Annotated in this window: 12 protein-coding genes; 9 read left to right on the top strand and 3 right to left on the bottom strand. The window is 71.1% G+C overall.

Annotation, left to right across the window (positions count from 1 at the left end; translation table 11 throughout):
* Positions 1–2: 2 nt before the first annotated feature.
* Positions 3–1,253: a 3-phosphoshikimate 1-carboxyvinyltransferase gene (aroA, locus tag QSK37_RS06840; RefSeq protein ID WP_285618345.1), complete on the bottom strand. Its 1,251-nt coding sequence runs from the start codon at positions 1,251–1,253 to the stop codon at positions 3–5.
* A 188-nt stretch (positions 1,254–1,441) separates the two neighbouring features.
* Between aroA and QSK37_RS06835 the strand changes: the two genes are divergently transcribed.
* A complete protein-coding gene (locus QSK37_RS06835; RefSeq protein ID WP_285618341.1) occupies positions 1,442–2,116 on the top strand; it encodes an ATP-binding cassette domain-containing protein in 675 nt (224 codons plus the stop codon).
* Positions 2,117–2,701: 585 nt separating this feature from the next.
* Here the strand turns inward: QSK37_RS06835 and QSK37_RS06830 are convergent.
* On the bottom strand, positions 2,702–3,259 hold the full coding sequence (locus tag QSK37_RS06830) for a DoxX family protein (RefSeq protein WP_285618339.1): 558 nt from the start codon (positions 3,257–3,259) through the stop codon (positions 2,702–2,704).
* 78 nt (positions 3,260–3,337) lie between these two features.
* Between QSK37_RS06830 and QSK37_RS06825 the strand changes: the two genes are divergently transcribed.
* Together QSK37_RS06825 and QSK37_RS06820 are read left to right on the top strand one after the other, a co-directional pair.
* Positions 3,338–4,396, top strand: a complete 1,059-nt coding sequence (locus tag QSK37_RS06825; RefSeq protein WP_285618337.1) for an SOS response-associated peptidase — start codon at positions 3,338–3,340, stop codon at positions 4,394–4,396.
* A 19-nt stretch (positions 4,397–4,415) separates the two neighbouring features.
* Positions 4,416–4,748: a TraR/DksA family transcriptional regulator gene (locus tag QSK37_RS06820; RefSeq protein ID WP_285618336.1), complete on the top strand. Its 333-nt coding sequence runs from the start codon at positions 4,416–4,418 to the stop codon at positions 4,746–4,748.
* Here the strand turns inward: QSK37_RS06820 and QSK37_RS06815 are convergent.
* A complete protein-coding gene (locus QSK37_RS06815) occupies positions 4,745–5,524 on the bottom strand; it encodes a methyltransferase domain-containing protein (protein ID WP_285570338.1) in 780 nt (259 codons plus the stop codon). The genes QSK37_RS06820 and QSK37_RS06815 overlap by 4 nt on opposite strands.
* Positions 5,525–5,782: 258 nt before the next feature.
* On the opposite strand from QSK37_RS06815, the gene QSK37_RS06810 reads away from it, so the two are divergent.
* The 6 genes from QSK37_RS06810 (at position 5,783) to QSK37_RS06785 (ending at position 11,625) form a co-directional block, all read left to right on the top strand.
* Complete coding sequence (locus tag QSK37_RS06810; protein WP_285570335.1) at positions 5,783–6,403, top strand: sigma-70 family RNA polymerase sigma factor; 621 nt, start codon at positions 5,783–5,785, stop codon at positions 6,401–6,403.
* Between the two features lie 37 nt (positions 6,404–6,440).
* Positions 6,441–6,707: a mycothiol system anti-sigma-R factor gene (gene rsrA, locus QSK37_RS06805; RefSeq protein ID WP_285570332.1), complete on the top strand. Its 267-nt coding sequence runs from the start codon at positions 6,441–6,443 to the stop codon at positions 6,705–6,707.
* A gap of 252 nt (positions 6,708–6,959) precedes the next feature.
* On the top strand, positions 6,960–8,300 hold the full coding sequence (locus tag QSK37_RS06800) for an HD-GYP domain-containing protein (protein ID WP_285570329.1): 1,341 nt from the start codon (positions 6,960–6,962) through the stop codon (positions 8,298–8,300).
* A 353-nt stretch (positions 8,301–8,653) separates the two neighbouring features.
* Positions 8,654–9,919, top strand: a complete 1,266-nt coding sequence (locus QSK37_RS06795; protein ID WP_285618335.1) for an HD-GYP domain-containing protein — start codon at positions 8,654–8,656, stop codon at positions 9,917–9,919.
* A 92-nt stretch (positions 9,920–10,011) separates the two neighbouring features.
* Positions 10,012–11,340 carry an acetyl-CoA carboxylase biotin carboxylase subunit gene (locus QSK37_RS06790; RefSeq protein ID WP_285618333.1) on the top strand — a complete coding sequence of 443 codons (1,329 nt, stop codon included), beginning with the start codon at positions 10,012–10,014 and terminating at the stop codon, positions 11,338–11,340.
* Between the two features lie 72 nt (positions 11,341–11,412).
* Entirely contained in the window at positions 11,413–11,625 is a 213-nt protein-coding gene (locus tag QSK37_RS06785) for a biotin/lipoyl-binding carrier protein (protein WP_285570319.1), read from the top strand.
* Positions 11,626–11,684: the final 59 nt, after the last annotated feature.

Genomic DNA, 11,684 nt, shown 5'->3' with positions numbered 1-11,684 from the left:
GCCTAACGCAGCATCTCCGCCCACAGCTCGCCGAATTCAGGCAGCGTCTTGCCCACCGTCGCGAGGTTCTCCACCTCGACGCCCGGCACGCCCAGGCCGAGCACGGCGCCCGCCATCACCATCCGGTGGTCGTCGTAGGTGTGGAAGACGCCGCCGTGCAGCGGCCGGGGCCGGATCTCCAGGCCGTCGGGGTGCTCGCGCACGTCGCCGCCGAGGCCGTTGATCTCCGCCGTGAGCGCGGCCAGCCGGTCCGTCTCGTGCCCGCGCATGTGCGCGATGCCGCGCAGCCGTGAGGGACCGTCGGCGAACGCCGCGAGGGCGGCGATCACGCAGCTCAGCTCGTTGACGTCACCGAGGTCGGCGTCGATGCCGTGGACGGCGCCGCCGCGTACGGTCAGGTCGCCGTCCTCGTACGACACCGAGGCGCCCATCGCGGCCAGCAGGTGCCGTAGCTCGTCACCGGGCTGCGTCGTCTCGGCCGGCCAGTCGCGTACGGTGACCCGGCCCCCGGAGACCAGGGCCGCGGCGAGGAACGGCGCGGCGTTGGACAGGTCGGGTTCGATGTCGATCTCACCGGCGTGCAGCGTGCTCGGCTGGACCCGCCACACGTCGGGCTCGGTCTCCACGGTGGCGCCGGCGTCGCGCAGCATCCGCACGGTCATCGTCAGATGCGCGCCCGAGGGTACGGGCGGGCCCTCGTGGCGTACCTCCGCGCCCTTGCCGTAACGAGGCGCGGCCAGCAGCAGACCGGAGACCATCTGCGACGAACCGGACGCGTCGATCGTCACCGAGCCGCCCGGCACCGCCCCCGTGCCGCGCACGGTGAACGGCAGGGCGTCGCCGTCGACGTCCGCGCCGAGGGTCCGCAGCGCGGCCAGGATCGTGCCCATCGGCCGCTTGCGGGCGTACGGGTCGCCGTCGAAGTGGATCTCGCCGGTGGCCAGGGCCGCGACGGGCGGCACGAACCGCATGACCGTGCCGGCCAGGCCGACGTCGACGGTCGCGGGCCCGCGCAGCTCACCCGGCACGATCCGCCAGTCCGCGCCCGCGTCGTCCACGGACACGCCGAGCGCGCGCAGCGCTCCGGCCATGAGCACCGTGTCGCGGCTGCGCAGCGGCCGGCGTACGAGTGACTCACCGTCGGAGAGCGCGGCGAGGATCAGCGCGCGGTTGGTCATCGACTTGGAGCCCGGCAGCGAGACCAGCGCGTCGACCGGACCGTCCGCCGCGGGTGCGGACCACATCTGAGGCATGAATGAAGGGTACCGGCCGGAGAAGGGGTGAGATCTTGCGGAACGCCGAGGTGCCGTGACGGTCGTGACCACGGAATGAGGTGGTAGATCGCCGGGTGAACTGTCGGACCCTCGCTCTAGCGTGACCGCAGAGACCTCCGGTGCGGCGTGGGCGCCGGGTGGCCTCTCAGCGGAGACGGGAGGCGACAGTGGTCACACAGGTTCCAGTAGCACACGACGTCGAGGCGCGGGAGACGCTGCCGCTGCCGCCGGGGCCGTACGACCTGCGCGTCGCGGACCTGCGCGTCCAGTGGCCGGACGGGGAGATCGTGGGGCTCGGCGACACCGAGCTGGTCCTGCCGGCCGGGCGGCGGCTGGCACTGGTCGGCGCCGGGCGGGTCGGCACCTCGGCCCTGGCAGCGGTCCTGCTCCGGTTCATCGACTACGAGGGCACGGTGACGCTGGGTGGAGTGGAGCTGCGCGACCTGGCCGGGGAGGACGTCCGGCGGGTCATCGGCCTGTGCGCCCGCGACACGCGGGTGTCGCCGGCCACGGTCGCGGCGAACGTACGGGCGGCCCGGCCGGACGCGGACGAGGAGGAGGTCGCCGACGCGCTGCGGCGCGCGGGGCTGACGCTCCCGCCGGACACTGCTGTGAACGAGGAGACCATCGCCGGCGCGGACCGGCAACGTCTCGCGCTGGCACGGGCCCTGCTCGCCGACGTCCCGATCCTGATCCTGGAGGACCCGGTCACCGAGCGGGACGTGCTGACGGCGGCGAAGGACCGGACCCTGCTCCTGATCACCCACCAGGCGGCCATCCCCGGCGCCGAGCCGATCCTCCGGCATATGGATGAGGTCGTCATGCTCGGCGACCTCCCGTGAGCCCCCGTCGCGGGGTGTGCGGTGGCGCAGGGGGGCATGGACGCCTATGAGACGGGGGAGGTCGTCATGCTCGGGGACCTCTCGTGAGCCCACGTCGCAGGGCATGCGGTGCATGAGATAGGGGTGAGGTTTTCGTGCTCCGGTACCGCTCGTGAGCCGCGCCGTTGGACGGGGCTCGCCGGATGGCGCCGATCGCGCGTGACCTCCGTGAGGTCGTCATGCCCGAATCGCCCGTGATCCCGTCGTGGGGTGTGGGTGGGCGGCGCTGATCGTCCGTCAGAGGAGGTCCTCATGCTCGCGGTCGGCCCGTGAGCCTGCGTGGTGCCCGGGGAAGGACTGATCGTGCGTGACGTCGGTGAGTGTCACGCACGGCCCGTGAGGCCGGCGGTGGTCGTGGAGCCCGGGACGGCGGTGATCGTCCGTCGCATGGATCAGGCCCCCCTGTTCGGCGTTCGTGCGTGAGTCCGCGTCGCTGGGGCGTGAGTCACTGCGCCGCGCTGATACTCCGTCACGGGATGGAGGTGGTCGCGGCCGGAGGCCGCCCCGGGAGCCCGCGCCGTGGGCGTGGGGCTCGCGGGCGGTCTCTCAGCGGCCGATCTTCACCGCACGGCGCTGGGCGTGGGCGGCGCGCTTGGCCGCCTTGCGGCGGACGCGTTCGGCCCTACGGCCGGCCTCGGCCTTGGCGACGGCCGCCTGCAGGCGGGCCTCGCGAAGGTTCGTCTTGGCCGCCTTGACCGGGCGGTGCCGGCTCGGTGCCGCGGCGGCGTACAGCAGCACGCCGAACAGCCCCGCGTTCTTCAGCATGAGGGCGCGTTCGACGCCGCGACGCTCGGGGTCGTCCTCCTTCCAGAACTGGTGCTCGGTGAGCAGCGCGGGCACCACCTCCGCCGCGAGCAGGAGCGTCGTGAGGCGCTCGAACTTGCCGAGGGCGAACAGCGCACCGGCGCCGAGCCCGATCGCGCCCTGGATCCGTACGAGCGTCTCCGGATCCTTGGACGGCAGCCAGGCCACCCGGTCGGCGAGCGGCTTGAGAACAGGGGCCACCTTCTCCGCGCGGGGAGCCGGATTGCGCAATGTCTCGAGTCCGGTGACCATGAATGGCGCCGCGACGAGCGGGCGCGCGATGGTCCTGATGATCTGCATAACACCGGTCATGCCCATCGAAGGCGCGGTCAAGCGCGGTTCCTGAGATGGAGCGGGGAGAGAGGAGAGCACCGGGCGATGTGCGGTCGGTACGCGTCCACGCGGGGGCGCCAGGAGCTCGTCGACTTCTTCGGCGTCGACGGTGACGAGGCGGACGATCTCGAACCGGACTACAACGTCGCCCCGACCAAGCCGGTGCCGGTGATCCTGACCCGCCGAAGCGGCAGCGACGCGGCGAGTGGAGTGGGCGGTGAGGCACGAGCCGTCCGCGGAGCGGGTGAGGAGCGGACGCGACCAGCGAATGCGGGCCCGAGCGACGCGGCGAGCGGAATGAGCGACGAGTGGACGCGACCACCGAACGCGGGCGGCACCGCCGCGGCGAGCGGAGTGAGTGGGGAGCGGACGCGACCGGCCGGCGCGAGTGGGGGCTACGCGGGGAGCGGAGTACGGGACGACGAGCGATCCGCGCGCCGGGCGAGTGAGGGGCGGACGAGTCCCGAGTACGCCGGCGGTGGCCGGGCGGTCGGTGCGACCGAAGGTGAGGAACCGGCCGGGCGTGACCTGCGTGAGTTGCACATCGCGCGCTGGGGGCTGGTGCCGTTCTGGGCCAAGGACGTCTCGATCGGTGCCCGGATGATCAACGCCCGGGTCGAGACCGCGCACGAGAAGCCCGCGTTCCGGCGGTCGTTCGCGCTGCACCGCTGCGTCGTCCCGGCCGACGGCTACTACGAGTGGCAGGTGACCGGTGACGGCGTCAAGCAGCCGCACTTCATCCGCCCCGCCGACGGGGGCATCCTGGTGATGGCCGGGCTGTACGCGGTGTGGCGGTCACCGGACGCCCCCGGCGGGCGGCTGCTCAGCTGCACGATCCTGACCACCGAGGCGACCGACGACCTGGGCCGCATCCACGACCGGATGCCGATGCTGGTGGAGCCGGACCGGTTCGACGCGTGGCTGGACCCGGCGCTGACCGACCCCGACGAGGTCCGGTCGCTGCTCGTCCCGGCCGCGGAGGGGCGACTCGAGTCGTACCCGGTGTCCACCGCCGTGAACAAGGTGGCAAATAACGGCCCGGAACTGGTCAGACCGCTGCCCCGAATGGGTACTTCTTCAGTATCTCCCCTCACTCTCTTCTGACCACGTGTCGGAGGTGCGCATGGCTCTGGACACCGCGCGCAAGCGCCTCGATGAGATGCTCGCCGACCTCGAACGGTCGATCACGGCCGTGCAGGGGGAGCACCCGGAGGCCGAACACCACACGGCCGACGCGGGCGCCAGCCTGTCGGACACCGACCGGGTCGACGCCGCCCTCGCGGCGTTGCGCCGCCAGCGTGCCGAGGTGCTCGCGGCGCTCGCCCGCGCCCACGAGGGCACGTACGGCAAATGCGTGGACTGCGGCCTGCAGATCTCCGAAGGCCGTCTGGAGGCCCGTCCCGAGGCGTCCCGCTGCGTCGCCTGCCAGGGAAAGCACGCCCGGCTCCGCCGCTAGGGAGACGGACGCCGGCCGGCCTTCTTGATCGCGCTGGCGACGAGGTGGATGCCGACCGGTTCGTCGGCCTGGGGCGCGGTCAGCTCCGCCCGTACGAGACGGGGGAGCGACTCGGGGCTGGTCTTCAGCACGTGCTCCACGGTCGACGGCGACAGGGCCGTGCGCGGCCGGATCCACTCGACCTCCAGGTCGCACTCGGTGAGCAGGTCGCGTAGCTGCTCGACGCCGAAGCACCGGGTGATCGTGCCGTCCGGCCAGGGCACCAGCATGACCTCCGAGCGCGGCACGTCCGACAGGTGGGCCCAGTAGTTCTGCTCCGCCAGGATGGCCATGCCCAGGACGAGGGAGTCCACGCTCAGCAGCACCCGGCCGCCGGGGCGCAGCACGCGGGCGATCTCCGCGACGACGTTCTCGGTGACCAGGTGGCGCGACAGCATGCGTCCCTCGGCCACGACGGCGTCGAACGAACCGGGGGAGAGGAACCCGAGCGAGGACGCCTCTCCGACGATCGTGCGGGTGAGCCGGGGCTGTGGCGTGCCGCGAGGAGCGTCGCGGACCTCGACCACGGTGTGACCCGCGTGCGCCACCTGGTCGGCGTAGCGGGTCTGGGGCCCGGACAGGTCGAGCACCCGTGACGGCCGGCGGGGCAGCCACCGGGACAGCTGCGCGGCCGCCACGGCCCAGTAGAACGTCCAGTAGCTCGCGAGCGACTCGGACTCGCCGACCGCGGGATGCTTCGCCGGAATGGACAGCACGGCGGCTCCTCGGGGATGCATTTCTCCCAATCCTTCCCTGTTGGCGGTACGAGCTCACACTTCATGCCGGTGTGCCGGAGCATTCCCCCGCTCCTGGGAATCCCGTGGGCGCGTGGCGCGTTGCACAGCGTCATAACGGACACTGGCCTGCGAAAGTTCGAGGTGATGATGGCCGTCTTGCTGGCGGACCGACGCGATGCGTCGGTGGTGCACCCGCTATCGTCTGGAGCGTATGGTTTCGGTGCTGGTCCAGAGGCCGGCACCCGCGCGACGGAGGGGGTGGGTCAGGTACCCGAGGCAGTGGAGACTCTGGAGCAACGCAGTCGGCGCTTCGAGCGCGACGTGCTTCCGTTTCTCGACCAGCTGTATTCCGCCGCGCTGCGCATGACGCGCAACCCCGCGGACGCGGAGGACCTGGTGCAGGAGACGTTCGCCAAGGCGTTCGGGTCCTTCCACCAGTTCCAGGAGGGCACCAACCTCAAGGCCTGGCTTTACCGGATCCTCACCAACACCTTTATCAACTCCTACCGCAAGAAGCAGCGGGAGCCGAAGCAGTCGGCGTCGGAGGAGATCGAGGACTGGCAGTTGGCGCGCGCCGAGTCGCACAGCTCGACCGGCCTGAAGTCCGCCGAGTCGGAGGCCCTGGAGCATCTTCCCGACTCCGACGTGAAGCGGGCACTGCAGGCGCTGCCCGAGGACTTTCGGATGGCGGTCTACTTCGCGGACGTCGAAGGCTTCGCGTACAAGGAGATCGCCGACATCATGGGCACTCCTATCGGTACCGTGATGTCCCGGCTGCACCGTGGACGGCGGCAGCTGAGGTCGATGCTCGAAGACTACGCGCGTGAGCGCGGGCTGGCCCGCGCGAACGGGTCCGGGCGCAAGGAGGACTCCGTATGAGCGGCCGGACCCTCGCGCACCCCGGTGAGGTGGCGAAATGAGCTGCGGAAAGCCTCACGAGACCCCCTGCACGGAGGTCCTCGCCCGTATCTACTCCTACCTCGACGGCGAGCTGGACGAGCACGGATGCTCCGACATCCGGCAGCACCTCGACGAGTGCGGTCCCTGCCTGCGGGAGTACGGCCTGGAAGAGTCGGTCAAGAAGCTCGTGCACAAGAGCTGTGGCTGCGACCCGGTGCCGCAGGACCTACGGGCGAAGGTGCTTGGGCGAATTGAAGAGGTTCGCGCCAACCTCGTCGAATGACCGACTTTGCAGTTCGCGGGCGCGCCGCCGACCGTAGGTGACGATTCATTCACGCTTTGCTCACCTTTCCCCCGCGCGTCTGCGTCAGCCGGGGCAGTCGGGTTAGGCTTACCACCGATTCTTCCGGCGTCGATCCGAGGGCGGGCGGTGAGTCAGGGATGAAGGGCTCCCAGAGCCGGAGCCCGACGGGGAGGCGGAGGAAAGTGCGTCAAGGCGTGTCCTGGAATTAGCCCGTAACCTGTGGGGGCGGCATTGCGTGGACTACCCCTCGCCGCATGGGCGTACGTCTGCACGGTCGTCGTGCTCGCGGCCTCGTCCATCGGCCTCTCGTCCCTCGACGGCATCGACTGGACCACACTCGCCGTCCTCGCACTCCTGTCGGTGATCTGCGAGTCGGCGCCGGCGCTGCTCAACAGCGAGAACGCCCGGGTGTCGCTGAGCTACTCGGCGGGCCTGGCCTCGGTCGTGCTGCTCGGGCCGGCGGGCGCCGCGATCGTCGGCGCGTCGGCGATCGTCGCCTGGCGGCGCGACATGGGCATCGTGAAGCGGTTGTTCAACGGGGCCCAGTTCGCCCTGTCGGGCTACCTCGCCGGCGTCGTGTACAGCGCGGCCGGCGGCACGACCGGCAAGCCCACCAACGGCTCGTTCCCGGACATCATCGCGCCCTACCTCGCCGCCGTCGTCACCTACGTCGCGGTCAACCTCGCGCTGATCGGCGTCGTCCTCGTGCTGACAAAGACGGCGCCCCTGTGGGGGTTCCGCTGGCGGCCCATCGGCAACCTCGCCGCCGGCCAGCTGTCGTACGGCATGTTCGGGCTGCTCATCGCGGCGCCGTGGGGGCTCATCGGGCCGTTCTCCGCCGTGCTGGTCCTGATGCCGATGCTGCTGGCCCGGTGGGCGTTCCAGCAGACCAGCGACCAGCAGCAGGCCCACGCCGCGACGATCGCGGCGCTCTGCCAGGCGGTGGAGACCAAGGACTACTACACGCGCGGTCACAGCGAGCGGGTCTCCCGCGGCTCGGGCATGATCGCCCAGGCGATCGGGATGCGGCCCGAGCGGGTCGGCGCGATCCGCTACGCCGGGATGCTCCACGACGTCGGCAAGCTCGGCGTGCCGACCAAGGTGCTGCAGAAGGCCGGCGACCTGACCGAGGAGGAGTTCGCCGCGATCCAGCTGCACCCGATGCGCGGCCTGGAGATCGTGCGGGAGATCGGCTTCCTCGACGAGGCGCTCGCCGGCATCATGCACCACCACGAGCGGATGGACGGCAAGGGCTACCCCATGGGCCTGGCCGGCGCGGAGATCCCCGAGTTCGCCCGGGTCATCTCGGTGGCCGACGCGTTCGACTCGATGACCTCCACTCGCTCCTACCGCCCCGCCCGCTCCATCGAGGAGGGCATCGCCGAGCTGCGGCGCTCGGCCGGCAGCCACTTCGACCCCGAACTGGTCGAGGCGTTCATCGCCGCCATCGAACGCCACGGATGGACCCAGCCCGACCCGGTCCCGCCGCCGGAGGAGGGCGACGAGACCACCCAGCAGGACCACGACGACCCCAGCGCGCCCCTGCGCGTAGCCGGCGAGGGCGTCCGGTGACCGGAGGACGTCCGTGACCGAGCGAAGCGAGGGAAGTAAAGACGCGGTCCTGTGGTCGCTCCTTCCGGCGGAGGAGGGCTCGTGACCGAGCGGAGCGTGGGAATCGGAGACGCGGTCCTGTGGTCGCTCCTTCCGGCGGAGGAGGGCTCGTGACCGAGCGGAGCGTGGGAATCGGAGACGCGGTCCTGTGGTCGCTCCTTCCGGCGGAGGAGGGCTCGTGACCGAGCGGAGCGTGGGAATCGGAGACACGGCCCTGTGGTCACTCCTTCCGGCGGAGGAGGGCTCATGACCGAGCGGAGCGAGGGAATCGGAGACACGGCCCTGTGGTCACACCCCCCGACGAAGGAGGGCTCATGACCGCGCAGGCCGGACGTCCGCGTCCGGCGTGGCAGTCGCTGGACTCCGCCCAGCTGCTCCTGATCGCGGTGGCCGGGATGCTGATCATCGCCTCCGTCACCCAGGTCGGTGCGGTGGGCCTGGAGGACTCCCGTACGGCGATCCTGTTCGGCGCGCTCATCGCGGTCGGCGAGCTGCTTCGCATGATCATGCCGGGCAGCCGCGAGGTCGCCCCGATCGCGAGCGCGGGCTCCCTCGGCTACGCCCTGCTGCTGCGCGTGGGCAGCGAACCGGCCACGCACTCGGCGTTCCAGGCGGTCACGGTGACGGCCTGCGGCACGCTCATCGGCGCGCTGCCGCACATCGCGGTCGGCCGGATCCCGGCGCTCGACGCGATGGCCCGGCGCGTCCTGAGCCCGGCCCTGGTGGCCTTCGTCTTCCGCCCGATCGGGAGTTCGTCGCTGCAGCATCACTGGCCGTTGCTCATCACGGTGATGGTGCTCACGGTCATGCTCTCCTGCGCCGCCGAGTGGGTGGCCGCGGCGACCATCCGCGCCGAGGTGGTGCGCACGCGGTTCGCCATCGCGCTCGGCGACGAGGTGCGGGCCAAGGTGCCGCTCTGCGCCGCCTCGGGCGCCACGGGCATCCTGATCGCGGTGAGCACGTTCGTCATGGGCCCGGTGGCGCTGCTGGTGTTCAGCGCCCCGATCCTGGTGACCCAGATCGCGTTCCGGCGCTTCGCCGGCATCCGGGCCACCTACCTGCAGACCGTCCGCGCCCTGTCCCAGGTGACCGAGGTCGGCGGGTACGTCGAGGCCGGGCACTCCCGCCGGGTGAGCGAGCTCGCCGTGCAGATGGGACGTGAGCTGGGTATGAACGAGGAGGCGCTGCTCGAGTTGGAGTACGCCGCGCTCATGCACGACATCGGCCAGCTGTCGCTGCGCGATCCGATCCCGGGCGGCGCGACCGTCCTGGCCTCGCCCAGTGAGCAGCGGCGCATCGCCGGGCTGGGCGCCAACGTGATCACCGAGACCGGCGTCCTGAACGAGGTCGCGGAGATCGTCCGACGCCAGTCCGAGCCGTACCGCGCGGTGGAGGGATCCGCCCCACCACTGGCGAGCCGCGTCATCAAGGTCGCGAACGCCTACGATGATCTTGTCGGGGCGTCGTCCGACCGTGACCGGTCGGCGGCCGTGCTCGAACGCCTGCGGGGTGATTCGGCCGCGGAGTACGACCCGACCGTGGTCGAGGCGCTCGGACACGTTGTCGACCGTATGCGCTGACAAGGCGGCACTCGGGTTTTTGTCGGCGAGCATCGCGCTCCGCCGACGCGTGCGTGGTTATTCTTCCTGGGCTGACGAATTGAGGAGGACCGGTGTTCGAGTCGGTGTTGGTGGCCAATCGCGGAGAGATCGCCCGTCGGGTGATCAGAACCGTGCGTGCGCTCGGGGTGAAGGCGATCGCCGTGTACTCCGAGGCCGATGCCGACCTGCCGTACGTCGCGGAGGCCGACGAAGCGGTGTTGATCGGCCCGGCGCAGCCCGCCAAGAGCTATCTCGACGTCGACGCGGTGATGGAGGCCGCGCGGCGCACCAACGCCCGCGCCGTCCACCCCGGCTACGGCTTCCTCGCCGAGAACGCCGCGTTCGCCCGCCGTGTCGCGGACGACGGCCTGACCTGGATCGGCCCGCCCGTAGAGGCGATCGCGGCCATGGGCGACAAGATCAGCGCCCGTAACCTCATGGAGAAGGCGGGCGTGCCGGTCGCGGCCGGCACCCGCGAGCCCGTGCCCGACGCCGACGCGGCCGTCGCCGCGGGCATCGGCTACCCCGTCATGGTGAAGGCGGCGGGCGGCGGCGGTGGCATCGGCATGAGCGTCGCCTACGACGAGGCCGAGCTGCGCAAGGCCTTCGAGACGGCGCGCACCCGCGCCGAACGGTTCTTCGGCAACCCCGACATCCTGCTCGAACGCTTCATCGAGCGCGCCCGGCACGTGGAGATCCAGATCCTCGGCCTCGCCGACGGCACGGTCGTGGCCCTCGGCGAACGCGACTGCTCCGTGCAGCGGCGGCACCAGAAGGTCGTGGAGGAGACCCCGTCCACGGGCGTCGGACCCGAGCTGCGCTCCCGCATGCTCGCCGCGGCCGTACGCGCCGGTGAGGCCGTCGGCTACCGCGGCGCCGGCACGGTCGAGTGCCTGGTCGACCCGGCGGCACAGGAGTTCGTCTTCCTCGAGATGAACACCCGGCTCCAGGTCGAGCACCCGGTCACCGAGCTGGTCACCGGCATCGACCTGGTCGAGCAGCAGCTCCTCGTCGCGGCGGGTGAGCCGGTCACGTTCACCGAGGTCGAGCCGCGCGGGCACGCGATCGAGTTCCGCGTCTACGCCGAGGACCCCAAGCGGTTCCTGCCCAGCCCCGGCGACATCACGGTGTGGGAGGAGCCGTCCGGCGACGTCGTCCGGGTCGACTCGGGCTACCAGGCGGGCAACAAGGTCACCCCGTTCTACGACCCGCTCCTCGCCAAGCTGTGCGTCTACGGCGCCGACCGGTCCCAGGCCCTCGCGACGGCACGGGAGGCGGTCGCGGCGTTCCGCGTCGAGGGCCCCAAGACCAACCTGCCGTTCTTCACCGAGCTGCTGGACAACCCGGAGTTCGTCTCGGGCGACTACGACACCGGTCTGGTGGACCGGATGCGCGCGTGACCAGGGACTCGTCGCACAATTGGATCGGCAAGAGCGTCCGGCAGGCGCCGGCGTCTGAGGGAAGGAGCCGCGTTGGCTGAAGTGCGCGCGGAAATGGTGGCGAACGTCTGGAAGGTCGTCGTCAACGAGGGCGACACCGTGGAGGACGGAGACACACTCGTCATCCTGGAGTCCATGAAGATGGAGATCCCGGTCATCGCCGAGGACTCCGGCACGGTCGCCAGCCTCAAGGTCGCCGAGGGCGATGTCATCCAAGAGGGCGACCTGATCGCCGTCATCGAGTAGCCGGACGGACCGCCGGACCCCCGACTCGGAGACTGCCCGGAGGCATGAATGCCGGGCAG

The sequence above is a fragment of the Actinoallomurus iriomotensis genome (genome assembly GCF_030269445.1).
Classification (GTDB): Bacteria; Actinomycetota; Actinomycetes; order Streptosporangiales; family Streptosporangiaceae; genus Actinoallomurus; species Actinoallomurus iriomotensis.
This window is presented reverse-complemented; position numbering and strand designations above follow the sequence as displayed.